Origin of the sequence: Pseudofrankia coriaricola, from assembly GCF_032027725.1 — a bacterium.
Lineage (GTDB): Bacteria > Actinomycetota > Actinomycetes > Frankiales > Frankiaceae > Pseudofrankia.
This window is the reverse complement of record NZ_JASNFO010000077.1, coordinates 20,356-43,663: the sequence shown is the minus strand read 5'-3', so window position 1 is coordinate 43,663 and position 23,308 is coordinate 20,356. Positions and strand designations below refer to the sequence as shown.

Annotated in this window: 26 protein-coding genes; 15 read left to right on the top strand and 11 right to left on the bottom strand. The window is 73.3% G+C overall.

From position 1 onward, the window contains the following. The first annotated feature begins 3 nt into the window (after positions 1 to 3). From QOZ89_RS34180 to QOZ89_RS34170, 3 genes are all read left to right on the top strand, one after another. Positions 4 to 1,347, top strand: a complete 1,344-nt coding sequence (locus QOZ89_RS34180; protein ID WP_312627914.1) for a sensor histidine kinase — start codon at positions 4 to 6, stop codon at positions 1,345 to 1,347. Beyond that, the gene (locus QOZ89_RS34175; RefSeq protein WP_071051922.1) at positions 1,344 to 2,021 is read left to right on the top strand and encodes a response regulator; all 678 of its coding nucleotides are present in this window, start codon (positions 1,344 to 1,346) and stop codon (positions 2,019 to 2,021) included. The genes QOZ89_RS34180 and QOZ89_RS34175 overlap by 4 nt, the downstream gene beginning before the upstream one ends. A 68-nt stretch (positions 2,022 to 2,089) precedes the next feature. Further along, on the top strand, positions 2,090 to 2,788 hold the full coding sequence (locus tag QOZ89_RS34170) for a response regulator transcription factor (protein ID WP_241842128.1): 699 nt from the start codon (positions 2,090 to 2,092) through the stop codon (positions 2,786 to 2,788). A 9-nt stretch (positions 2,789 to 2,797) separates the two neighbouring features. Here the strand turns inward: QOZ89_RS34170 and QOZ89_RS34165 are convergent, their stop codons facing one another. Further along, on the bottom strand, positions 2,798 to 4,084 hold the full coding sequence (locus tag QOZ89_RS34165) for a HAMP domain-containing sensor histidine kinase (protein ID WP_071051924.1): 1,287 nt from the start codon (positions 4,082 to 4,084) through the stop codon (positions 2,798 to 2,800). 178 nt (positions 4,085 to 4,262) lie between these two features. Between QOZ89_RS34165 and QOZ89_RS34160 the strand changes: the two genes are divergently transcribed. From QOZ89_RS34160 to QOZ89_RS34135, 6 genes are read left to right on the top strand one after another with little or no spacing between them, the layout of a single operon-like run. Next, entirely contained in the window at positions 4,263 to 4,943 is a 681-nt protein-coding gene (locus tag QOZ89_RS34160) for a hypothetical protein (protein WP_071051925.1), read from the top strand. A 42-nt stretch (positions 4,944 to 4,985) separates the two neighbouring features. Then, a complete protein-coding gene (locus QOZ89_RS34155; protein WP_312627942.1) occupies positions 4,986 to 5,633 on the top strand; it encodes an ABC transporter ATP-binding protein in 648 nt (215 codons plus the stop codon). Between the two features lie 50 nt (positions 5,634 to 5,683). After that, a complete protein-coding gene (locus tag QOZ89_RS34150) occupies positions 5,684 to 6,091 on the top strand; it encodes an ATP-binding cassette domain-containing protein (protein ID WP_312627907.1) in 408 nt (135 codons plus the stop codon). Continuing rightward, positions 6,019 to 6,513, top strand: coding sequence for an ATP-binding cassette domain-containing protein (locus tag QOZ89_RS34145; protein ID WP_312627941.1), 495 nt, complete (start codon positions 6,019 to 6,021; stop codon positions 6,511 to 6,513). The genes QOZ89_RS34150 and QOZ89_RS34145 overlap by 73 nt, the downstream gene beginning before the upstream one ends. Further along, complete coding sequence (locus tag QOZ89_RS34140) at positions 6,510 to 6,689, top strand: hypothetical protein (RefSeq protein WP_312627904.1); 180 nt, start codon at positions 6,510 to 6,512, stop codon at positions 6,687 to 6,689. The genes QOZ89_RS34145 and QOZ89_RS34140 overlap by 4 nt, the downstream gene beginning before the upstream one ends. Beyond that, complete coding sequence (locus tag QOZ89_RS34135; protein ID WP_312627903.1) at positions 6,690 to 9,170, top strand: FtsX-like permease family protein; 2,481 nt, start codon at positions 6,690 to 6,692, stop codon at positions 9,168 to 9,170. Between the two features lie 93 nt (positions 9,171 to 9,263). On the opposite strand, the gene QOZ89_RS34130 is transcribed toward QOZ89_RS34135, so the two are convergent. After that, a complete protein-coding gene (locus QOZ89_RS34130) occupies positions 9,264 to 9,404 on the bottom strand; it encodes a polysaccharide deacetylase family protein (RefSeq protein WP_241842131.1) in 141 nt (46 codons plus the stop codon). Positions 9,405 to 9,478: 74 nt separating this feature from the next. Beyond that, complete coding sequence (locus QOZ89_RS34125; protein WP_071051927.1) at positions 9,479 to 10,162, bottom strand: response regulator transcription factor; 684 nt, start codon at positions 10,160 to 10,162, stop codon at positions 9,479 to 9,481. 104 nt (positions 10,163 to 10,266) lie between these two features. Between QOZ89_RS34125 and QOZ89_RS34120 the strand changes: the two genes are divergently transcribed. After that, positions 10,267 to 11,031 (top strand): ABC transporter permease, encoded by a 765-nt coding sequence (locus tag QOZ89_RS34120; RefSeq protein ID WP_312627901.1) that lies wholly within the window; start codon positions 10,267 to 10,269, stop codon positions 11,029 to 11,031. Between the two features lie 99 nt (positions 11,032 to 11,130). Here the strand turns inward: QOZ89_RS34120 and QOZ89_RS34115 are convergent, their stop codons facing one another. Beyond that, positions 11,131 to 11,817, bottom strand: a complete 687-nt coding sequence (locus QOZ89_RS34115) for a DedA family protein (RefSeq protein ID WP_071051929.1) — start codon at positions 11,815 to 11,817, stop codon at positions 11,131 to 11,133. A gap of 185 nt (positions 11,818 to 12,002) precedes the next feature. Beyond that, positions 12,003 to 12,839, bottom strand: coding sequence for an undecaprenyl-diphosphate phosphatase (locus tag QOZ89_RS34110; protein WP_071051930.1), 837 nt, complete (start codon positions 12,837 to 12,839; stop codon positions 12,003 to 12,005). 417 nt (positions 12,840 to 13,256) lie between these two features. Here QOZ89_RS34110 and QOZ89_RS34105 point away from each other — a divergent pair, with 417 nt between their 5' ends. Further along, positions 13,257 to 14,666: a sensor histidine kinase gene (locus tag QOZ89_RS34105; RefSeq protein ID WP_071051932.1), complete on the top strand. Its 1,410-nt coding sequence runs from the start codon at positions 13,257 to 13,259 to the stop codon at positions 14,664 to 14,666. A 66-nt stretch (positions 14,667 to 14,732) separates the two neighbouring features. On the opposite strand, the gene QOZ89_RS34100 is transcribed toward QOZ89_RS34105, so the two are convergent. From QOZ89_RS34100 to QOZ89_RS34080, 5 genes are all read right to left on the bottom strand, one after another. Then, a complete protein-coding gene (locus QOZ89_RS34100; RefSeq protein ID WP_312627897.1) occupies positions 14,733 to 15,713 on the bottom strand; it encodes a zinc-binding dehydrogenase in 981 nt (326 codons plus the stop codon). A 5-nt stretch (positions 15,714 to 15,718) separates the two neighbouring features. Continuing rightward, entirely contained in the window at positions 15,719 to 16,156 is a 438-nt protein-coding gene (locus QOZ89_RS34095) for a PPOX class F420-dependent oxidoreductase (protein WP_071051933.1), read from the bottom strand. 225 nt (positions 16,157 to 16,381) lie between these two features. After that, positions 16,382 to 17,179, bottom strand: a complete 798-nt coding sequence (locus QOZ89_RS34090; protein ID WP_312627892.1) for a tyrosine-protein phosphatase — start codon at positions 17,177 to 17,179, stop codon at positions 16,382 to 16,384. Between the two features lie 236 nt (positions 17,180 to 17,415). Then, positions 17,416 to 18,102 (bottom strand): NUDIX hydrolase, encoded by a 687-nt coding sequence (locus tag QOZ89_RS34085; RefSeq protein WP_071051934.1) that lies wholly within the window; start codon positions 18,100 to 18,102, stop codon positions 17,416 to 17,418. A 104-nt stretch (positions 18,103 to 18,206) separates the two neighbouring features. Continuing rightward, on the bottom strand, positions 18,207 to 18,716 hold the full coding sequence (locus tag QOZ89_RS34080) for a MarR family winged helix-turn-helix transcriptional regulator (protein WP_071051935.1): 510 nt from the start codon (positions 18,714 to 18,716) through the stop codon (positions 18,207 to 18,209). A gap of 91 nt (positions 18,717 to 18,807) precedes the next feature. Here QOZ89_RS34080 and QOZ89_RS34075 point away from each other — a divergent pair, with 91 nt between their 5' ends. Next, a complete protein-coding gene (locus tag QOZ89_RS34075; RefSeq protein WP_071051936.1) occupies positions 18,808 to 19,656 on the top strand; it encodes an NAD(P)H-binding protein in 849 nt (282 codons plus the stop codon). A gap of 241 nt (positions 19,657 to 19,897) precedes the next feature. Then, the gene (locus QOZ89_RS34070) at positions 19,898 to 20,044 is read left to right on the top strand and encodes a hypothetical protein (RefSeq protein WP_198543463.1); all 147 of its coding nucleotides are present in this window, start codon (positions 19,898 to 19,900) and stop codon (positions 20,042 to 20,044) included. Here the strand turns inward: QOZ89_RS34070 and QOZ89_RS34065 are convergent. Continuing rightward, positions 20,041 to 21,519, bottom strand: a complete 1,479-nt coding sequence (locus tag QOZ89_RS34065) for an MFS transporter (protein ID WP_312627888.1) — start codon at positions 21,517 to 21,519, stop codon at positions 20,041 to 20,043. The two genes, QOZ89_RS34070 and QOZ89_RS34065, sit on opposite strands and share 4 nt — an antisense overlap. 136 nt (positions 21,520 to 21,655) lie before the next feature. Between QOZ89_RS34065 and QOZ89_RS34060 the strand changes: the two genes are divergently transcribed. Beyond that, positions 21,656 to 21,826, top strand: coding sequence for a hypothetical protein (locus QOZ89_RS34060; protein ID WP_312627886.1), 171 nt, complete (start codon positions 21,656 to 21,658; stop codon positions 21,824 to 21,826). Positions 21,827 to 22,020: 194 nt separating this feature from the next. After that, positions 22,021 to 23,268 (top strand): LmeA family phospholipid-binding protein, encoded by a 1,248-nt coding sequence (locus QOZ89_RS34055; RefSeq protein ID WP_312627884.1) that lies wholly within the window; start codon positions 22,021 to 22,023, stop codon positions 23,266 to 23,268. Positions 23,269 to 23,308: the final 40 nt, after the last annotated feature.

Sequence of the window (23,308 nt, the reverse complement as noted above, 5' to 3'; positions counted from 1 at the left end):
TCCATGAGCAGCGAAAGCCTCGCGGGGGTGGAGGTATCGTCGGCCCGGCCGCTTGCCGCGACCCACCCCCTGCCAGGGCACCCGCTGATCGCGTGGCTGGTCCGCGCCGGCCACCGCCTTCGGCGGATGGACCGAAACCATCCGTGGGTCCTCGACACGTCGGTGATGGCCGCGGTCTTCCTGGTGTTCGGCCTACCGGGTCTCGTGCACGACGGGGACGGCCCGCACCCCTCCGACGAGCCAGGCGAGCTGGCGATCACCTTCAGGCACCTTCCGGTGGCGGCCACGCTGGCGTTGCAGGCCGCTCTGCTGCTGCCCCTGCTGTGGCGCCGCCGGGCACCGTTCGCGGCGTTCGCGGCGATCGCGGTGGTGTTCCTGCTGCACTGGTTCCTCGGAGCGTTCCTGCGCGCCGACGTGGCGCTATTCGTCGCGCTGTACAGCGTGGCCCTGCACGGACGCTTCCGGCAGCTGCCCTGGGCGTGCGCGGCCGCGGTGGGCGTGCTGGTGCTGGTGGCCATCCGGGTGTCCGCCGCGGCATCCGTGTGGGAGGTGCTGTTCTTCCTGCTCAGCACCGCCACGGCCGCGATCGCCCTGGGACTCACGGTGCGGATCCGCCGCGCCCAGCTCGCCGGCCTGCGCGAGCGCGCGGCCAGCCTCGAGCTCGAACGCGACCAGCGCAGCAAGCTGGCCGCCGCCACCGAACGTACCCGGGTGGCCCGCGAGATGCACGACATCATCGGCCACAGCCTGTCCGTCATCGTCACCCTCGCCGACGCCGGCGCGTACGCGGCCGAGACCCGCCCCGAACGAGGCACCGAGGCGCTGCGGCTCGTCGGGGATACCGGCCGCCAGGCGCTGGGTGAACTGCGCCGCCTGCTCGGCGTCCTGCGCGAGCGGTCCGACGCGCCCGAACTGAGCCCCCAGCCCCGGATCGCCGACATCGAGGCGCTGTGCGCCCGTGTCCGGGAGGCCGGGCCGGACGTCGTGTACCGGTCCGGTGGCGACCTGGACGCGCTGGACCGCGGGGTGCAGCTGATGGCGTACCGCATCGTTCAGGAGGCCCTCACCAACACCCTCAAGCACGCCGATCCCAGCGCCCGGGCCCAGGTGACGCTTGCGGTGGAAGGGACGCGGTTGCGGATACGTGTCCACAACACGGGGCCGCCCGATGGCGCCGGGCAACCAGGGCCGGCGCCCGAGGAAGGACACGGCATCGCCGGCATGCGGGAACGAGCAGCCCTGTACGGCGGCACCGTCACCGCGGGCGCGGCCGTCGACGGTGGCTGGACCGTCCAGGCGGTCCTCGACGTAACATCGCTCCCGGGCGGGGCAGGCGGCCTGGCATGACCACCGTTCTCATCGCGGACGACCAGCCCCTGCAGCGCTATGGCTTTCGGATGCTGTTGGAGGCGGCGCCCGACACGGAGGTGATCGGCGAGGCCGCGCACGGAGCCGAAGCCGTGCGCCGGGCGGCCGAACTGCGGCCCGACGTCGTCCTCATGGACATCCGCATGCCAGGGATGGACGGCATCGAGGCAACCCGGCGCATCATCGCGACCGGCGGCCGTTCCCGCGTCCTCGTCCTGACCACGTTCGACCTGGACGAATACGCCTACGCGGCACTGCGCGCGGGGGCCAGCGGCTTTCTGCTCAAGGACGCCCATCCGGAGGAGCTGCTGGCCGGGATCCGCGCCGTCGCCTGCGGCGATGCCGTCATCGCGCCCGCCCTCACCCGGCGTCTGCTCGACGCCTACGCCCACCACCTGCCGGCGAACCCGGCCGCGCCGCGCAGCCAGGACGATCCCCGTTGGCAGGCCCTGACCGATCGCGAGCGGGAGATCCTGGTCGCGATCGGGCGTGGCCAGACCAACGGCGAGATCGCCGAGCGCCTGGTGCTGTCGGAGTCGACCGTCAAGACCCACGTCGGCCGGGTGCTGGCGAAGATCGGCGCGCGTGACCGCATCCAGGCTGTGATCTTCGCGTACGACCTGGGCCTGAACCGGCCGCCCGGGGCCGTGTGACCGCGGGGTGACCGCGGGGTGGTAACTGGTTGTCGTCGGCGAGCGGCGGCTGAAGCGGAGGACAGTGCGTGGTGGCGGAGCTTCTGGTGGTGGAGGACGACGCGACCATCGGTGGTGCGCTCGAGGCCGCCCTGCGCTCGTACCGCCACTCGGTCACCCTGGCACCGACGGGTGCCGACGCCATGACCGCGGTTCGGCGCGTCTCCTTCGACCTCGTTCTGCTCGATCTGGGGCTGCCGGACCGGGACGGCATCGAGCTGTGCCGCGACATCCGGGCTCGGCTGCCCGGATCGGTGATCGTGATCCTCACCGCCCGGGATGAGGAGATCGATGTCGTCGTCGGGTTGGAGGCGGGGGCCGACGACTATCTGACGAAACCGTTTCGCTCGGCCGAGCTCGCGGCGCGGATTCGCGCGCATCTGCGGCGCGGGAGCGCGATGGTCGCGGCTGCGCGGCGGCTGAGCGTCGGCGCGCTGCGCGTGGACGGGCCGGCCCGGCGCGCGTGGCTGGCCGAGGTCGAGATCGAGTTGCGGGCGAAGGAGTTCGACCTGCTGGCGCGGCTGGCGTCCGATCCGGGCCGGGTCGTGACGCGCGACGCGTTGATGCGGGACGTGTGGGACGAGCACTGGTTCGGGTCGACGAAGACGCTGGACGTGCACGTGTCGGCGCTGCGCGCCAAGCTTGCCGCCGCGACGCGGCAGGCGGCCGTGCCCGCGCCCGAGATCGTGACGGTGCGCGGCCGCGGGTACCGGATGGAGCCCGTGTAGGCGACGTGCTCAGGGGCCGTCGTCGTCCGCGGCCATGAACAGCGTGAAGGTCGGCGGCGCGCGGTGGGTCACGGTGAGCCGGGCGCCCTCGGCGAGCGCGAGACTGCGGGCGAGCGCCAGGCCGATGCCGGTTCCGGCGGCCCGCGTCGAGCGCCGGCTGAACAGGTCGGCGGTCTCGCCGGCCAGCGCTCGCCCCTCGTCGCTGACCTCCAGCGCGACGGAACCGGCGATCTCGCGCAGGCGGACGGTGACCGTGCCACGGCCGTGGGTGCTGGCGTTGTCGAGCAGGACCTCGGCGATCTGACGGGCACAGGCGTGCGACATGCGCGGCTGGGCCGCGTCCAGTAGCGGCAGCACCCGCAGCGGCCGGCCGCGCGCCGCGAGCGGGCCGTGCCATCGCTGCCGGATCTCCTCAAGCAGACGGGTGAGGTCGACCGGATCGCCGCCGCGCGCGGTGTCGCGGGTGAGGGCGAGCAGGTCGCTGATGGTGACGTCCAGGCGGTCCGCGGCGGCCAGGGCGGTGGCGAGGGCCTGGTCCCGGTCGGCGTCCGGCTCGGCGGCGGCGGTCTCGAGCGTGAGGCGCAGGCCGGTCAGGGGCGTGCGCAGCTGGTGGGACAGATCGGCGGCGAAGGCGCGCTCGCGTTCGAGCAGGGTTCCCAGGCGCCCAGCGGTCTTGTTCAGCGACGCGGCCAGCGAGTCGAGCTCGGCGATGTCGCTGCCCGCCGCGCGGACACTGAAGTCCCCGTCGCCGAGCCCGTCCGCCGCCGCGCGCAGCGCCTCCACCGGCCCCGCGAGCCGGTGGGACAGGCGTCGTGCGAGGAACCAGGCGGCGGCGAGCGCGGCCGCTCCCAGAACCGCCATCGCGGCCCAGGCCAGCCCGATGCGCTGGTAGGCGTCGGCGCGGCCGACGGTGGCGAGCACGGCCCCGGAGACGGCGTCGCCGTCGCTCACCGGGACCGCGACCGCGTAGCTCCCGTCGAGGACGGCGGAGGCGCCGTGGCCGGCGAGCGCGCCCCCGACGATCGGCGGGGCGAGGACCGGCCCGGCGCCGTACACCCGGCGGCCGTCGACGCGGTACACGCTGATCCGGGCATCGGAGTCGGCCGAGAGGGTCGGCGCGGACCCGACGGTCAGGTCGCCGGTCACGGCGACCGCGGCGGTGTCGGCGGCCCGCTGCAGCTCGCTGTGCTCCTGACTCACGACATACAGCGCGACCGCCACGGCGAGCGGGACGGCGAACAGCCCGATCGCCACCGCCGCCGACCGTACGGCCAGGGCGACCACCCGTGCGCGCACGCTCACCTCCGTCGGGAACCGCCAGCCGAGGGCTACGACGCTATGGCCAGCGTCGCGCACCGGCGGCCGGTGCCGCGTCCGTTTGCCAGCCGCTTACCCTCGCCGAGCAGTCGCCTTCCCCAGCCCTGCCTAGCGTCGCTGCCCGAGGCATACGACGACCGAGGAAAGGGGCCAGGCGATGGCGTTGGCGCATCCCAGGCGGGCACGGATCGCGGCGTGCGTGGCGACCGCCGCGCTGGCGGTGACCGCATGTAGTTCCAGCGGTTCCACGCCGACAGCAGCCCCCTCGCCAGGCGGCTCAGTCACCCCGGCAACGGTCGCGCCCGCATCCTCGACGCCCGGCGGCGGCTCCGGCTCCTCGATACCGGCCGCGCCCGAGACGGAGTCCAACCCCGCCGGCGACATCCCCGACTCGCAGGCGTTCGTCACATACGCGCCGGCGGGCGCGCCCTACAGCGTCGAGGTTCCCGAAGGCTGGGCCCGCACCACCGCGACGGGCGGCGCGACGTTCACGGACAAGTACAACATGATCACCATCACGGTCGCGAAGGCCGCGCCGAGCGACCCGGTCGCCTACGCGAAGGCGACCGAGCTGCCCGCCGTCCAGGCCGCCAGCCAGGGCTTCGCGGACGGCAAGGTCGTCGGCACTGTGCGGCGCAAGGCCGGGCCGGCGGTGCTGATGACCTACCGCGCCTACTCGCCCCCGAACCCGGTCACGGGGAAGGTGGCGGTCGAGGACGTCGAGCGCTACGAGTTCTTCCAGGCCGGAACCGAGGTGGCCCTGACGCTCGCCGGACCCGTCGGATCGGACAACGTCGATCCGTGGCGGCAGGTCACCGACTCGTTTCGCTGGCGCTGAGAGCCGAGGCCGTCGTGACCGCGTCGGTGGACGCCCGCCCGGATCCCGTCGTGCTGCGGGCCGCGTCGTTGTATCGCTTCTTCCGGGCCGGCGACGAGGAGACGCTGGCCCTGCAAGGCGTGTCGCTCGCCGTGGCGCCCGGGGACGGGCCCGTCCGGCTCGGGGAAGTCGACGCTGCTGGCCTGTCTGGCCGGCATCGACGAACCCGACGGCGGCACGGTCACCGTCGCCGGCCGCCGCCTGAGCCATCGCCTCGAAGCCGAGCGGGCGCGCCTGCGCGCCAGTCTCGTCGGACTGCTGTTCCAGAGTGCCAACCTGCTGGCGCACCTCACCGTCGCGCGGAACATCCAGCTCGTGCGCCGGCTTGTGCACGGCCCGGTGGCCACGCCGGTGGACGATCTCCTCGACCAGCTCGGCATCGGCCGTCGCGGCGGCGCCTACCCCGCCGAGCTCTCCGGCGGCGAGCTGGCCCGCGCCGGACTGGCGGTCGCCCTCGCCAACGACCCGGTCGTGCTGCTCGCCGACGAGCCGACGGGCGAGCTCGACCTCGCCACCGAGCGCGCCGTCCTCGAGCTGCTGCGTGCCCGCGCCCGCGCCGGTCTGGCGGTCGTCATCGCCAGTCACAGCCCAGCGGTCGCGGCCGCGGCCGACCGCACCGTGTCGCTCACCGACGGAAGGCTCGATCCGTGACCCACCAGGACGTACCAGCCGGATGGGGGCGAAAAGGCATGAAACCCGACGTGAGCGTCACGTCGGCCGGTGGTCCGTCGACCGATCCAACGTCGACCGCCGCGCCGTCGATGGACGCGGGGCCTGTCAAGGCGGGGCTGGTCGACACCACGCTGGCCGAGACCTCGCCCAAGCGGACCGTTCCCCAGCAGGCCGTCCTGGTGGACTGTCACGAGCTGGCGTGCACCTTCGGCGCGGGGCCGTCGGCAGTCGTCGCCGTCCATGGCGTGAGCGTCCAGATCCGGCCGCGCGACCAGATCGCCGTCACCGGACCGTCCGGTTCGGGCAAGTCCACCCTGCTGCACCTGCTCGGCGGCCTTGTGCCCCCGACGGCCGGGACGATCAGCTGGCCCGGCCTCGGCGGTCACCCGTTCGGTTCTCCGGACGTGTCGGCACCATCTTCCAGGCGCCGAGCCTGATCCCCTCGCTCGACGTCGTCGAGAACGTGATGCTGCCGCTGCTGCTGGCGAACACCGACCCCGCCAAGGCCACCCGGCGGGCACACGCCGCCCTGCGGGCCGTGGACATCGGCTTCCTCGCCGCGCGGGTGCCGGACGAGCTCTCCGGCGGACAGGCCCAGCGGGTCGCCGTCGCCCGCGCGTTGGCATGCCGGCCCCGCCTCATTCTCGCGGACGAGCCGACGGGACACCTGGACCACGCCACCGCCACCGCGCTCCTCACCGCGCTGCTCGCCGCCTGTGAGCAGACCGGCGCCGCCCTGCTGATCTCCACGCACGACCGGGCCATCGCCGGCCGGCTGTCCCGACAGTGGGTCATGCGCGACGGCGGCCTCGTCACGGCCAGCGCGGCGGCCGATCCCGCCGGGCAGGTGACGAGATGATCCGCCTCTGGCTCCTCGGCTCGCTGCGCCGCCGCGCCGGCCGGCTCGTCGCCGCCGCGCTCGGCGTGGCGATCGCCGTCGCGCTGCTGGCCTCGCTGGGCGCGTTCCTGACGCACTCGAAGGCGACGATGACCTCCCGCGCGGTGCACGGCGTCTCGGTGGACTGGCAGGTCTAGGTGCAGCCCGGCGCCGGCACGGGGGAAGTCGAACGGCTCCTGCAGGACACACCCACCGTCGCCGCGTCCGTGCCCGTCGGGTTCGCGACCAGCACCGGGCTGTCAGCCGACACCCAGGGCTCCACCCAGACCACCGGGCCGGGCGTCGTGCTGGGCCTCGGCGCGGGCTACCAGCGGACCTTCCCGGGCGAGCTGCGCCTGCTCACCGGCACGCTGGACGGGCCGGTGCTCGCCCAGCAGGCCGCGGCGAACCTGCACGCCGGGCCGGGGGACGTCGTCACCATCGGCCGGGCCGGGCTGCCCCCGGTCCAGGCCCGGATCGCCGGCGTGGTCGAGCTGCCGCTGGCGGACTCGCTGTTCCAGGTGGTCGGCGCCCCCCCGACCGCGCAGCGGGCCGCTCCACCGGACAACGTCCTGCTGCTTTCCCAGGACGAGTGGCAACAGGACTTCGTACCGCTCGCCGCGGCTCGGCCGGACCTGGTGACGACCCAGTTCCATGTCGCCACGGCCCGCGCGCTGCCCGCCGACCCGGCCGCGGCCTACACCGCCGCGACCCGGGCCTCGAACAACGTCCTCGCCCGCGCCGCCGGCGCCGCGATCGTCGGCGACAACCTGGCCGCCACGCTCGACGCCGCCCGCCAGGACGCCGCCTACGCCCAGGTGCTGTTCCTGTTCCTGGGGCTGCCCGGCGCGATCCTCGCGGCCCTGCTCACCGCCGTCATCGCCGCGGCGGGCGGCGATCGGCGCCGCCTCGAGCAGGGACTGCTGCGGGCGCGAGGCGCGACGGCCCGGCAGCTGACCCGGCTGGCCGCCACGGAGGCGGGCGTGGTCGCCACGCTCGGCGCCGTACTGGGTCTCGCGGCGGCCGCGCTGGTCGGAGTGGCCGCCTTCGGGACCGTCCGGTTCGGAACGACCACCGGTGCCGCGCTCGCCTGGGGCGCGGCGGCGGCCGGCGCGGGACTGCTCGTCGCACTCCTCACGATCCTGGTCCCCGCCGGGCGCGACGCGCGGGTCCTAACCGTCGCGGCGTCCCGCCGGCGGCTGGCCGCGCCGCGGTATCCGCTGTGGGCGCGGTACGGCCTCGACGCCGTGCTGCTGTTCGTCGCCGGCCTGGTGTTCTCGGCGACCAGCCGCAACGGGTACCAGCTGGTCGTTGCCCCGGAAGGGGTGCCCACCCTCTCGGTCTCGTACTGGGCGTTCGCCGGCCCGGCGCTGCTCTGGCTCGGCGCGGGCCTGTTGGCGTGGCGGGTCAGCGACCTGCTCCTCGGTCCCGGGCGCCGGGTCGTCGCCGCCGCGCTGCGCCCGTTCACCGGCCGGCTGTACGCGACGATCGCCAGCGGCATGGCCCGGCAGCGCCGCCCGCTGGCCAGGGCGGTCGTGCTGCTCGCCCTGGCACTGTCCTTCGCGGTCTCGACCGCCGTGTTCAACGCCACCTACCGGCAGCAGGCCGAGGTCGACGCCCAGCTCACCAACGGGGCCGACGTCACCGCCACCCCCGTGCCGGGCACGACGCCGCCCGCGGGCCTCGCCGACCGGCTCGCGGCCATCGACGGCGTGCGCGCCGTCGAACCGATCCAGCACCGGTTCGCCTACATCGGCCCCGACCTGCAGGACCTCTACGGCGTGCGGCCGGGCACCATCACGCGCGCCACGGCGCTGCGGGACGCCTACTTCCGCGGCGGCACCGCCGCCGACCTGATCCACCGGCTCGCGACCGAGCCGGATGCCATCCTCGTCTCGGCCGAGACGGTCAAGGACTACCAGCTCTCGCCGGGTGACCCGCTGACCCTGCGGCTGCTCGAGGGAGGCTCCGGCCGCCAGGTTCCCGTCCGGTTCCGGTACGTCGGCGTCGTGACCGAGTTCCCGACGGCGCCGAAGGACAGCTTCTTCGTCGCCAACGCCGACTACGTCGCCCAGCGGACCGGGAACGGCGCCGCCGGAGCGTTCCTGATCGACACCGGCGGGCACCACACAACGGCGGTGGCGCACACGGCGGCGTCCCTGCTCGGGTCGGCCGCCACCGTCACCGACATCGCGACCGTGCGGGGGAGCGTCGGCTCCAGCCTGACCTCGGTCGACCTCGCCGGCCTGACCCGCGTCGAGCTCGCCTTCGCCCTGGTGCTCGCCGCGGCCGCCGGCGGCCTGGTCTTCGGGCTCGGCCTGAGCGAGCGCCGGCGCACCTTCGCCCTGGCCACCGCGCTCGGCGCGCGTCCGCGGCACCTGCGCGCCATGATCCTCAGCGAGGCGGCGGCCGTGTCCATCGGGGGGCTGGTCGCCGGCGTCGCGACCGGCGCCAGTCTGTCCCTCATGCTGGCCAAGGTCCTCACCGGCGTCTTCGACCCGCCGCCGTCGGCGCTCGCGGTGCCCTGGGCCTACCTTCTCGGCGCCCTCGCGGCCGCCGTCGTCACCCTCTTCGGCGTTGCCGTCGTGGCAAGCCACCTCGCTCGCCGCCCCGCCCTGACCCTGCTGCGGGAGCTGTGAGGACGGCCACGGCGCCGTCGACGCCGGCTCCCGACGCCGGGCCTCGACGCCCGTGCCCACCTGGCCCGCCGCCGCGTGCGGCCAGGGGGCAGGTCAGGCGAGGAGGTCGTGCACCAGGACCGGAGCCAGACCGGCCGCGCGCAGGTTCGCGACGATCCGAGGAAACGCGCGGACCGTTCCCGGATGGCCGAAGTGCATGTTCACGATCGAGCCCGGTCGCGCACCGGCCCGCACCCGGGCTCCCCTGCCGTCGACAGCGTGCCCGTGACTTCATCCGAACAAGCTGTGACCAGCGCCGTGTCGGTGGGTCAGTCGGCCTGGGCGCTCGTCCTCAGCCGATAGCCGGCCCCGCGCACTGTTTCCAGCTGCGAGACCCCGAACGGTTTGTCGATCTTGCGTCGGAGATAGGCGATGTACTGGTCGACCACGTTGGAGGTGCCGTCGTAGGCGAAGTCCCAGACGTGTTCGAGGATGGCCGTGCGGCTGAGGACCTCGCCGGGATGGCGCATCAGGTACTCCAGGAGCGCGAACTCCTTCGGGGACAGGTCCAGGCCGACGCCGTCGCGGCTCGCGGCCCGGCCCGCCGGGTCCAGGCGCAGCCCGCTGACGTCGAGCACGACGGGGCGTTCGTGGGATCCGCGCCGGATCAGCGCCCGTACCCGGGCCGAGAGCTCGTCGAAACTGAAGGGCTTGGGCAGGTAGTCGTCGGCGCCGACGTTCAGCCCGCGGACCCGGTCGGTGACGTCACCTCGGGCCGAGAGCATCAGCACCGGGGCCCAGCGGCCGGCGGCCCGCAGGCGCTTGCACACCTCGAACCCGTCGAGCCCCGGCAGCATCAGGTCGAGAACAATCACGTCGTAGGCGACCTCGCTGGCCTGCCACACCGCGTCGGCGCCGTCCGCGACGATGTCGACGGCGAACCCCTCCTCGGTCAGCCCCCGGCGCAGCAACGCGGCGGTGCGCGTCTCGTCCTCGACAACCAGCACCCGCATGGCCGCACGATAGGACCACCAAGATGTGAATTCGATGTGCACCCGGCCAGTGCGGCGCCGGGCGTGCCGGTTCGCTGCCCGCCAGCGCGAGGAGAATCTCGTCGGTGCCGGTGGACGTACGCATGATTGTCGGGCTTGGGTGCCTTCTCGCGGTGGCGGTCGGGTGCCTGTTGTGGGCGCGGGTCGACGGGGCCGCGGCGGCGGTGACGGCGGTGGTGCGCGCGGTCGTCCAGCTCGCGCTCGTCAGCCTCGCGCTGCGTGGGGTGTTCTCGGCCCCGCCGGCCGCCGCGGCGGCGTTGGCCGTGATGCTGGGCGCCGCCGTGATCACCTCCACGCGCAGGCTGACGGCCTTCCGGCGGCCGTTCCTGGCCGTCGCAGGCTCGTGTGTGGCCGGCGCCGCGGTCACGCTGGGCATCGTGTTCGCGGTTCCGGTTCTCGACCTGTCTACGCGCCACCTGATCGCGCTGTCCGGCAGCGTCTTCGGCGGCACGATGACGGCCTGCACCCTGGTCGGCCGCCGGCTTGCCGACGGGCTGGCGCAACGTCGTGACGAGGTCGAGGGCTGGCTCGCGCTCGGTGCCACGCCCCGGCAGGCCTGCGCGCCGATCGCCCGCAGGTCGGTCGGTGAGGCGCTGGTGCCCGCGCTGGACCAGACCCGCACCACGGGACTGGTGACCCTGCCCGGGGCGTTCGTCGGGGCGCTGCTGGGTGGGGCGAGCCCCGGGGACGCGGCCCGCTTCCAGATCGTCATCCTGACGGGCCTGCTCACGGCGGAGACGATCGCCGCCGTCGCGCTCGCCTACCTGCTCGGCGCGCCCCGGGTGCTTCCCCTCGGCCCCCAGCCCTCCGAACACCGCGGCGGCGCGTAGGCGCCTGGAGGTTATGGACTCCTGGAGGCGCGGACGCCTGGGCGCGTGGGAGCGGCGCGCCCGGTGGCCCGACTGGTTTCGGCGATTTCGCGCCCGAGCTCAGCGGGTCGGCCGGGGGTCGGTGTCCTCGGCGTGCTCGGGGGAGCGGTGCCTGCCGCTGGCCGAGCGCCGGCTGGCCAGCTCCCGCAGGACCGGGATGGCCGAGAGCAGGACGATGACCAGGGTGATGGGGATGATGTAGTGGTCGATCGGAACCGACCGGCCGAGGCCGTACCCGAGCAGCGTCACGCCCACAGACCACACCAGGCCGCCGACGATGTTGTAAAGCAGGAAGGTGCGGGCCGGGACGCCGATGACACCGGCGACCGGGTTCATGAAGGTGCGGACGATCGGGACGAACCGTGCCAGGATGATCGACTTTCCGTAGCCGTATCGCTCGAGGAACTCCTGGGCCCGGGCGACGTTCTCCTGCTTGAACAGCCGGGAGTCCGGTCGGTTGAACAGCCTGGGGCCGGTCCGCCGGCCGATGAAATAGCCCGTCTGCGCGCCGAGAAGCGCCGCCACGGCGACACCGACCAGCACGGCGCCGATGTTGAAATGCGGGCGGTCACCGGTGGCGGCGGTCGCGCTGTAGGCGCCGGCGAGGAAAAGGAGCGAGTCGCCGGGCAGGAAGAACCCTATGAGCAGGCCGGTCTCGGCGAAGATGATCAGGATGAGCCCGGTCAGGCCAAAGGTCGAGGCGAGCGAAGCTGGGTCAAGAAAGTTGACGGCCAGTGGGCCTGGCATGGTGGATGTCCCTTCGAGAACGATGCTGAGGGGTGGGCCTGGGAACAACGACTGGGCGGGGTCGGTGGCGACTGTCCGACGGGCCGGCTGGGCGGGCGCCGTTGGCGGCGGCCGGGGCCCGAGCCCGACGAGCGGCCCGCCGGGGGAACGGATCCGGGCCTGGCTGGCTCCGGCCCGCGCGGCGGTCAGGCGTTCAGGGCGCCCGTGGCGAGAAGCCCGAACAGGAGCACGCCGATGACCACGCGGTAGACGACGAACGCGCGGAAGGTGTGGCCGGCGACGAACCTCAGCAGCCAGGCGATCGAGGCGTAGGCGACGACGAAGGACACCAGGGTTCCCACCGCGAGGGCGGTGGTGGACACCGAGCCACTGGTGGCGTCCTTCAGCTCGTACAGCCCCGCGCCCGTCAACGCCGGTATCGAGAGGAAGAACGACAGCCGGGTGGCGGCGACCCGGTCAAGGTCGCGGAAGAGGCCGGTGGTGATGGTGGCGCCGGACCGCGAGAACCCGGGAAACAGCAGCGCGAGGATCTGGGACGAGCCGACGATCATCGCGTCGGGTAGCCGGATGTCCCCCTCGCCGCGCTTGTGTCGACCGAAACGGTCACCCGCCCACATGTACGCGCTGCCGACCAGCAGCGAGCCGGCCACCACCCACAGCGAGCCGAGCGGGCCGTCGATGAGCGACTTGGCCGCGAGCCCGACGAGCACGACCGGGATGGTCGCGAGGATGACCCACCAGGCGAACGAGTAGTCGGGGTCGCGCCGGGCGGGCGCGCTGGCGAGGCCACGCCCCCAGGCGACGGCGAAGCGCCGGATATCGCTGAAGAAGTACACGAGCACGGCCAGGATCGCGCCCGCCTGGATCACCGCCGTGAAACCGACGACCGAGTTGTCGTCGACCGGTATGTTCATCAGGCCTTCGGTGATCTTCAGGTGGCCGGTGGACGATACCGGCAGGAACTCCGTCAGCCCTTCCACAATCCCCAGGACGACGGCCTGGCCGGCACTGATCGCACTCACGTGATCGGATCCTCCGCTGGTTCCGGCGCACTCGCGCCGCTCCCGCGCCGGCGAGGCGAGGCGGCCACGGCCTCGAAGCCGTTCACAGTACGGAGATGCATCCGGGAGCCCGTCCGCCAGCCGCCCACGCCAGGGGCCGCGCGGCCTTGACATGACGAAGTGGACGTTATCGGGCCGGGGATGTGAGGACTGTGTGAGCGCCACCGGCGCCACCGGCGCCAACGGCGGACCACGTCGGCCCGGCCGTGGCCGAAAGCCGGCGGTGGAGGGTGGAAAGCGAACGGCCGACGGTGGGTCGACGCGGGCATACATCGAATCCACATCTCGGTGGTCCTATCGTGCGGCCATGCTGGTGGATGACGAGACGCGGACCGTGGAACGACCGCTCCGCGGCCGGGCGGCCTGAACGGTCGGTCGATGTCCCTTCGGATTCGGCTCGCGGCGCTGTTCGGGCTGGGCACGACGCTCGTGCTCGCCGGCGCGGGCGTGCTGTTCTACCTCCAGCTGCGGGCCAGTCTGTGGCGGTCGCTGGACGCGACCCTTTCGGCTCGCGCCGAGGCGCTGCGCACCCGCATCGCCGTGACCGGCACGTCACCCGAGCGCGCGTTGGCGTCCGCGAGCCCGCTCACCCAGCTGGTCACGGCCGACGGCCGGGTGCTCGCGGCGTCCCCCAGCACCGAGACCCGGCCGCTGGTCGGCGCCGACGTCCTCCAAGCGGCCCAGCACAGGACGACGCTGGTCACCGTCCGAATGCAGGGGGAGAAGGCGAGAGTTCTCGCGGAGCCCGTCAACGTCCTGTCCGTCGGTCCGGTGGTGCTTGTCGTCGCCGCGCCCCGGGACATCACCGACGACGCCGAGGACCGCATCCGTGACGTGATGGCGATCGCCTGCGTCCCCCTGGTCGCCCTGTCCACCCTGGCGGCGTGGTGGCTTTCCGGCGCGGCGCTGCGGCCCGTCGAGCGCATGCGCCGGCAGGCCGCCGCGCTGGGCGTGGCCGACCTCGGTGGCCGCCTGGAGATCCCGCCCACCCGCGATGAGCTCGCCGCGCTGGCCGCGACGATGAACGACCTGCTGGATCGCCTCCATGCCGCGCGCACCCGCGACCGGGCCTTTGTCGCCGACGCGGGCCACGAGCTGCGCACCCCGCTGACCAACCTCAAGGCGGAGCTGGACCTGGCCCAGCGACCGGGTCGGACCCGCGAGGACCTTACCGAGGCGCTGTCCAGCGCGGCCGTCGAAACCGACCGCCTCATCCGTCTGGCCGAGACGCTGCTCGGTCTCGCCCGCTACGACGCCGATCCCGACCAGTTCGTCTACCGAGAGCGGATGCCTCTCACGCCGCTTCTCGAACGCGCCGTCAAGGCCGCCATGCCCGCGGCCCAGGGCGCCGGGACGACGCTTCGGCTCGCCACCACGCAGGCCGTCGTCCTCCACGCCGACCCGGACCGGGTCCGGCAGGCCGTCGACAACCTGTTCAGCAACGCCATCAGGCACACGCCCGCCGGCTCATCCATCGACGTCCGCGCCGAGCTCACTGACCTCAGCGCCAACGGCGCGACGGCGCTACCCGCGGTGATGATCGAGGTTCGTGATCGTGGCCCGGGCTTCCCGCCGGACTTCCTCCCGCATGCCTTCGAACGGTTCACCCGCGCCGACGCCGCCCGCGGCCGGGTCGACGGCGGCGCCGGTCTAGGCCTCGCCATCGTGGCCGCGATCGCGACCGCCCACGGTGGCCACGTGACCGCCGCCAACCATCCCGACGGCGGCGCCGTGGTCACCGTCGTCCTCCCGCTCGGCGAGAGCGGGCCGCGGCCACCGACCGCGTGACGCGGCCACCGAGCGGGTGACAGGCACGCGGGCTTTCCGCGTCGCCCGTGTGCGTCCCGCCGACGGTCAGCCCACGGTCAGCACGGTCTTGGCGACCGAGTCCCGGTTCTCCAGCGCCGCATGGGCCCGCGCCGCCTCGTCGAGCGGGAAGGTCTGCCCGATGACGGGGTGTAGCCGACGACCCAGGGCGGGCAGGAGGTCGCGGGCGAGCCGGGTCCGTTCGGCCGCCGGGATCCGCAGGTCACCGATGCCCGTGATCGTGACGGCACGTCGGCGGGCCTCGTCGGGATCGACCTGGGCGAAGGATCCGCTGGGCGTGCCGTGGGCGGAGAAGTGGCCGCCGTCGGCGACGAGTCCGTAGGCGTCCAGGCCGAGGGTGCCGCCGACGCCGTCGAGCACCACGTCGGGGCGGGCGGCGCTCGTCGCCTCCAGCACCTGGTCCGTCCAGCCGGGGAGGCTGTAGTCGACGACGGCCTCGGCGCCCACGGCCGCCACCGCGTCGAGCTTGGCCTTGCCGCGGGCCGCGCCGACGACCCGCGCGCCGCGGGCGCGCAGCAGCTGGACGAGCAGGATGCCCATCGCTCCGGCGGCACCCAGGACCAGGACTCGCTGCCCGGGCTCGACGCGGGCGAGCTCGACGATGCGCAGGGCGGTGGGCCCGTCGTGCAGCACCGCGACGGCCTCGAGCGGGTCGACACCGTCGGGTACCGCGACCAGTTCGTCCGCCGGGGCGACGGCCCGCTCGGCGTAGCCGCCCCAGCCGCCGGGGCCGCCCGTGTGGGCGATGACCCGTCGTCCCAGCCAGCCGTCCTCGACGCCGTCGCCCACCGAGACGACCTGCCCGCCGACGCCGTTGCCTGGCACGTAAGGGGGTCGGATCGGGAAGAAGTCCTTGCCCAGCCCGGACCGGACCAGGATGTCCACGAACATCACGTCGATGGCGGTGACGGCGAGAAGGACCTCGCCGGGGCCGGGAACCGGGTCGGGAAGGTCGGTGGGAACGAGAACCTCCGTGCCGCCGAAGCGGGCCACCTCGATCGCGCGCATGGTGTTCACACCCGGCCCGGCCAGGCGCTGTCGTGCGTGACGCCGTGCGTGACGTCGCGCGTGTGCAGGCCGGGACTGTCCGGGTCGACGTTGTAGGCGACCACGCGCCGCGGGTGAATCCGGATGATCTCCGCCGCGAGATGCGGGTCGGCGGACGGGAGCGTCGCGATCTCGGCGACCCCGCGGATCTCCAGGAAGTGCGCGCCCTGCATGGTCGCCTCGGTCACCTCGTCGATGACGAAGGCCACCCGCGGATTGGCCTGGACGTTGCGGTACTTGGCGCTGGAGGCCATCCTGTACCCCGCGATGTCAATCGTTCCCAGGGCGGGGTTGTAGGTGAACCCGAGCGGCTTGACCTGCGGCACGCCGTCCGGTCCGATGGTCGACAGGTGGCCTCGGGGCTGGCGGAGCAGAAACCGCTGCTCGGCGTCGCTGAAGATCATGCCCTCACCGTAGGACCTCAAGTGAGGTTGAGGTCAACGGGCAGATCACTACCTCCGTGTCGTCGCAGTCGCGGATTCGGCCAAATCGCGACGGCGGCGACACGCGACGTGCGCGCACAGCCGAGTCCCGCGCGGTCCAGCCGGGCCCGGGCGGGCAGCGCGCCCGCCCGGGCCCCGCGGATGACACATGGCGTGGGCGGAAACCCACGGCGGCGTTCTCTTCGGTTAGCTCGGCTCGATGATCATTTCGCGCCAGCGGTCGATCTGCTCCTGGGTCACGCCGTTCGCGATGAGGAAGCCGGCCACGCCACCGGGCGCGGCCTCGACGGTGTCCAGGACGTGGATGATGGCGCGCGGGTCGAGCGAGAGGGACCCGAGGGACCCGGTGGCCCCGGTGGCCCCGGTGGACTGGTTCGAGGCGGCCTGTTCGCGCAGGTGCCGGTATTCCTCCCGCTGGGCCAGCGCCTCCCGGACCGCCTGGATCCGCTGTTCCGTGGCCAGGTAGTCCGCGACGATCGCGTCGCGTTCGACGCCGGCGACGGCGAGCAGGACCGAGGTCACGATGCCGGTGCGGTCCTTGCCGGCCGCGCAGTGCACGAGAGCGGGTGTGCGCGGGCCCGATACGAGGAACTCCAGGATACGGGCCAACCCGGCACCGGACCCCTCGAGCATGACGCCGTAGAACGAGGTGTAGTCGTTGCCGATACGGTCGCGCATCGCCTGCTGGTTGCTAAGACCGGTGAAGTCCATGAGCGGCTCGTGCAGCCAGGTGACGCCGAGCTGGGGGAACCACTCGGCCTCCTTGGGGTTCTCGAAGGGCGCGCGCAGATCCACGACGCCACGCAGCCCGACGTCGTCACGCAGTAACGCGATGTCCTCGGTGGTGAGGCTGTCCAGGTTGTCACCGCGAAGCAGCACGCGGGGGCGGACGGTCCCCCCGGCTGCGGGCAGCCCGCCGAGGTCCCGCACGTTGTGGGCCCCGGCTAGCTGGATCCAGCTGGGCACGTGATGGGCGGTAGTCATCCCAGAACCGTAGAACTGACCGATGAAGCGCGGGTGAACATGCACTGGTCAGCCTGGCTCGGCCGGTCGAAACGGCGGCGCCGGCCGCGGCACCCGCGCCACCGCATCAGCAAAGGCGAACGGCCTGGAGACGGACCGTGGTCGCCGTCCGGCTGAGGGTCAGGAAGTGCGGGAGCGCGGCCGCCGAACCAGGCGGCCGCGCTCATTTTTTGCGTTGTCGGTTTCCGGCCCGGGGATCAGGCCACGCGTTCGTACCGCCAGCCGGTGTCGAGCATCCACAGCCGGTGGCGGGCGCCCTCCCGGGCGCCGGGCGCCGGGCCGGCGTACCCCTCGTCGCCGTGCCACATCGCGAGTAGTCCGCCGGGGACCTGGGTGAACTGGGTCTCGAACAGCTCGGGCGGTGCGCCCGCCGCGGCCGTCAGGGCGTCGGCGACGCCGGCGTGCGGCGCGAGCGTCCACAGCGTCACCCAGGTCGGTGGCAGCAGCTCGAGGATGCCCTGGTCGCGCGCCGCCAGGGCGTCCGCCGGGCGTATCCAGCGATGTTCGGTGATCTCCGCGCCGTCCACGACGACGTCCTGCTCGGGCGCCCGGCCGAGCAGCATCCAGGTCAGGAACCGACGCGCGGCCACGGCGGGCGGGCACCAGTGCGACAGCGGGGTCAGCTCGGCGCCGTCGATGCTGATGCCCGCCTCCTCCGCCGTCTCCCGCGCGGCGGCCCGGCGGGCGGCCACCAGCTCGGCCGACCCACCGCCCGGAATCTCGCCGCCGAGGTCGCCGGGATCGACCCGCCCGCCGGGGAACACCCACGCACCGGGCGCGAAGGATGCCGTCGGGCTGCGCCGCAGCAACAGCACCTCCGGCCCGGACGGCCGGTCGCGCAGCAACACGGCACTGGCGGCGGGCACGGCCAACGGCGAGGTCATACGGCCGATCGTAGGACGTGCCTGGTGACAACCGACGGAATCGCCGGTCACCGCGGCCGGGGTCGGGGCCGGGCCTGATGACGACGACGGACGGGCGTCGCCGGTCAGCGTGAGGTGGAAGCGGGAGCCTGCTCACCATGCGGCTGCGGCTCGCCCGCGGTGGCACGTTCGTAGGCACGCAGGGTGTCGACGACCAGCCGTCGCTCGGCCGGGGTCAGTGGCTGGAGTGCCTCCCGCCATGCGGTGGCGCCTCGGCCGAGCCATCCCTCGATCGCCGGGCGACCGGCTTCGGTGATGCTCACGATCCGTCGTCGGCGGTCGTCGGGGTCCTCGCGGCGTTCCACGACTCCGCCCCGGCTGAGGTCGGCGACCATGAGGCTGACCGTCGTCGGCGCCACCTCCAACCGCGCGGCCAGGGCATTGACGGTCATGGGTCCGTCGAACAGCAGGTAGGACAGCAACGACAGGTGCCGTGGGCCGAGGGCCAGCCCGGCCAGCTCGGCCGGCGGCGGTGTCCGCTTGGCCCGACCGACCAGCTGCGGCATCAACAGCAACAACGCGCGGACCGCCTCGTCCACGTCGAGCTCGCCGCCGCGCCCGGGCCCGGTTGACATCGCCCTCCTCGCCGTATTTAGCTTTGTCGGCAAAACTACTTTGCTAGCAAACGCTATTTGTCGCGTCTTCGTAGCTCACCGTAGGAGTGTTATGACCATCCTCGTCACTGGCGCGCGCGGGAACCTCGGGTCACGCCTGGTCGCGACGCTGGCCGCGGCCGGCTGCCCGGTCCGCGGCTCGGCCCGTGACGCCACGACCCTACGGCTGCCTGCCGGCGCCGAGCCGGCCGAACTCGACATCACCGACCCCGGGCCGGCCGCGGCGGACACGCTGCGTGGCGTCGAGGCGGTCTTCCTCTACCCGGTCATCGGCTCGGTGGACGCGTTCCTGGCGGCGGCGGCTACGGCCGGCGTGCGCTACCTGGTGCTGCTGTCCTCGCCGGCGGCCTACGAGGCCGGGGAGTTCGACCGGCCGATCGGGCTGGTCCACCGCGCGGTCGAGCGGGCCGTCGCCGGGGCCGGTCTCGAGCACACTGTGCTCTACCCGAGCTGGCTGGCGACGAACGCCCAGCGCGACTGGGCCGACCAGATCCGGACAACCGGACGGGTGGCCATGGCCTATGGCGACGCGACCGTCACGCCGATCCATCCTGACGACGTCGCGCAGGTCGCCGCCGACCTGCTCACCCGCGGCACCCACCGCGCCCGGATGCAGATCCTCACCGGACCGCGCTCGCTCCACCTTCGGGACGTGGTCACGACCGTCGGCGACGTGCTCGGCGTCGAGATACCCGTCGATGACCTGACGCGCGACCAGGCACTCGAGCAGGCGAAGGGCCGCATGCCTCGCCCGATCCTCGAAACCCTGCTCGACGTGGCCGCGGCGAGCATCGGCCAGGCGGCCCCCGTCAACAACACCGTGGAACGCATCACCGGCCACCCCGCCCGACCGTTTCGCTCCTGGGTCGAAACCCACCGGGCGGATTTCGAGCGCAACTGACGACAGCCCTCCGCGCCGCGTGGCCCGGAGCCGCCCGGCTCCGGGCCACGCCGCGGCCCCGTGCGGGCGGACGGCGGGACTGGCGCCCCCCCCCCCCCCCCCCCCCCCGCCGCGGGGGGCCCGGGCCCCCCCGGGCCCGGCCCCACGCCGCGGCCCAGTGCGTGCTGACGTCGGATCTGGCGACTACGAGGTGACGGCGACGGCCTGGCGGACGAGGTCGTCCCGGGTGAGCTGGGCGAGCATGAAGTCAGCGAGGTCGGCGAACGAGATCCTGGACGAGAACGACAGCCACCGGTCGGTGCCCGCCCCGGACGAGCAGCTGCGCCTGCGGGCGCTGCTCACCAGGGCGGGCGCCGATCCGAGCCTGTTCACCTGCCGGGCGACCTAGGCGGTGGTATCGCCGGCTGAGCCGCGGCGTTGGATGGACAGCGCGGCGATCGCGGCCGCGATGCCGGCTCCGGCGCAGAGCGCGAACAGCTCCCGGTAGCTGGCGAGGGAGGGGAGTTCGGCCGAGCCGAGGGACATCGTCTGCGCCGCGAGGATGCTGCCGCCGATGGCGCTCGCCAGCGAGCTGCCGATGGCCCGGAACAGGGTGTTCATCCCGTTGGCCGCGGCGATCTCCGCCGGTGGGGTGAAGGCGTTGATGAGGGAGGGCATGGCGGCGTATCCGATGCCGGTGCCGATGCCGACCACGGAGGCGCCGAGGATGATCTCCCAGAGCGAGCCGGTGAGGATGATGCGCATCCCCCACCCGAGGGCGACGATGATCGCGCCGAGGGCGAGGGTCTGCCCGGCGCCGCGCATGGCGACCAGCCGGGCGGAGACCGGCGCGAGCACGAGCATGCAGATGCCGCTGGGCAGCAGCGTGAGCCCGCCGACGAGCATCGACGACCCGAAGCCGTACCCGGTCGCCTCGGGCGCCTGGACGTAGGACGACGTCCCGATCAGGGAGGCGAACAGGGCGAACCCGAACAGCAGCGAGGCGAGGTTCGTCAGGACGAGCGGCCGGCGGCGCAGCGTCGCGATGTCGACGAGTGGCCCACGGACCCGGCGCTCGGCGACGACCAGCGCCACGAGCAGCACCACGGCGAGCGCCAACAGGCCGAGCACCCGGGCGGAGCCCCAGCCCCAGTTGGCGGTCTCCGCCAGCGGCAGCAGGAGGGCGACGAGGGCGGCGCTCAGCAGCGCGGTTCCCACCAGGTCCACGCGCCCGCCGCTGCGGTTGGGCGCCTCGGGCACCAGCCCGAGCACGCTGGCGAACGCGATCACGCCGCCCACGCAGGTGATCCAGAACAGTACGTGGAAGTCCGCATGCTCGCCGATCACGCCGGCCACCGGCAGGCTGAGCGCGGTGCCGACGCCGAGCATCGCGCTGATCAGCGCGATCGCCGAACCGGCGCGTTCCCGGGGCAGCAGCGAGCTGAGCAGGCTGATCCCGAGCGGAATCGCCGCTCCCGACGCCCCCTGCAGCGCGCGGCCGGCGATCATCAGGCCGACGTCGTTGGTCAGCGCGCAGATCAGCGATCCGACCGTCAGCGCCGCGACCGCGATCAGCAGCATCAGGCGCTTGCCGAACATGTCGCCCAGCCGTCCGAACACCGGCACGGCGACCGCGGCGACAAGCAGCGTCGACGTCAGCAGCCACTCGGCGTTGGTCTGGCTGGTGTGCAGTTCGGCCGGCAGGATCGGCAGCACCGGCACCAGCAGCCCCTGCGCCATCGACACCATCAGCGCGGCGAGGCCGACCGCCAGAAGCTCCAGCCTCGCGCGGCCGGGGGACGTGCGGGCGCGGATCGCCGCCTCCGCCGAGCGCGCCGTCGCCTGCGTGGGACGGTCCACCGCCTTTTCGGACAGCTCGGTCATGCGTCACCCTTCGGGTCAAGATCAAAGAGGTGGGCGGGAGCGTGGCTGGCGTGCCCATCCACCTACTGGAGGGACTTCTTCCGATTACGGTAACGCAAACGGATGAGATCCCTCCGTTTTGGTGGTGGTGACCACAGTGGCGCCGAGCACAGCGCTGAAGCTCACCGCGAGAAACCCGCTGCCCGGACACCCGCTGACCAACGCGGACCCGGATCCGGACCAGATCGAGCTCGACACGGAGGCTCGCCTGAGCCCGGACCGGCCCCTCCCGGACCAGGCTGAGGACGCGCATCCGCCTCGGGCGTAGTACGAAGCGCGACGCTTCGGAGCCGACACGACGGCCGGGTGCGAGAGTGGTCGCTGGGGCTGGCGAAACCAGCTGGGAGCCAGGGGACGGCGTCCGCCACGGACAGCGACGTGGGGGACGGACGGGCACGGCCCGCCGTGAGGCGGCTGGCGCGACGCCAGGGATTCTGGCGTGCGGGAGCGGGAGAAGATTCGGTGAACCAGGAACGTGGCGAGGACGGGCGGGAGCCCGGAGACGTCACCCGTGTCCCGCGACCCGGAGCCTCTCAGGGATGGCCGGAGACCTCCGACGCCGATGGATCCGCGACCCAGAACATCCCTCGCCGGACCATTCCGCCCCGCTCGACGCCCGCGCCGGCGCAGCCACCTGGCACGTTCGGCCCGACCGAGCCGCCGCCGCCCGCCAGCTCCTACCGCCCGGGGTGGGCCGCGCCGACGGCCGCCGCCGAACCATGGGACGAGACCCGGGGATGGGCCCGGCCAACCGGGCAGGACAGCGGCTACCAGGACAGCGGTTACGAGGTGATGTACCCGGCCGCGGCGCATGGCGGCTTCGACGCCACACCGCCCGGCGCGGGCGACGGCCGGCCGCCGGAAGACGCTTCCGGGGCAGGAGAAGGGGCCGGGTCCGGGGTCGGCGTGGAGCCGCCGACGCGGTGGCGCCCGCCCCGGCGTCGCGTCCTCATACTCACCGCGCTCCCGCTGGTGCTGATCCTGCTGTTCGTGGTGGTCGACCGGGTCACGGTCTCGGTCGCCGAAGGGGAGATGGCCAAGCAGCTCAAGACGAGTGTGGTTGAGAACGTGGCCTGCGGCGCCCCACCGCCGACGGTGAAGGGCGTGAGCATCGGCGGCTTCCCGTTCCTCACCCAGGTGCTGTTCGGGAAGTTCCAGAACATCGGCGTGACCGTCGAGGACCTCTCCACCCCGCAGCTGCGGATCGCTTCGATCCAGGCGAACCTCAAGGGCATCCACGTCCCGCTCAGCCAGATCATCAGCAACAACGTCGGTGAGGTGCGTGTCGACAGCGCGCAGGCGACGGTCCGGGTCCGCTACGACGACCTGAACACCTTCCTGGCCAGCCAGCCGGGCGGGCTCCGGATCAACCCCAAGGACAACGGGCGGCGCGTCGAGATCACCGGCACCGCGGACGTGCCGCTGCTCGGAGCCCAGCAGGTCGGCGGGATCACCACGTTCGAGGTCCGCGACAACAAGCTCATCCTGGTTCCCACCGAGATCACCCTGCGCGGGCTGCTCAACCTCGACATTCCGCTGGGCGGTCTCGGCGAGCTGATCCCGTCGATCCCGATCCCGGTCGGCGAGCTGCCCTTCCAGCTGGACATCACCAAGGCGTCGACCGACGCGTCGGGTCTGTCGCTGTCGGCGATCGCCACAAATCTCGTGCTGCCGAAGGCGGAGGCGACCCCGCAGTGCAAGCCGTCGTAGCCGCGGCCGCCCAGACGGCCGTCCCGAGCCGCGGCCTTTG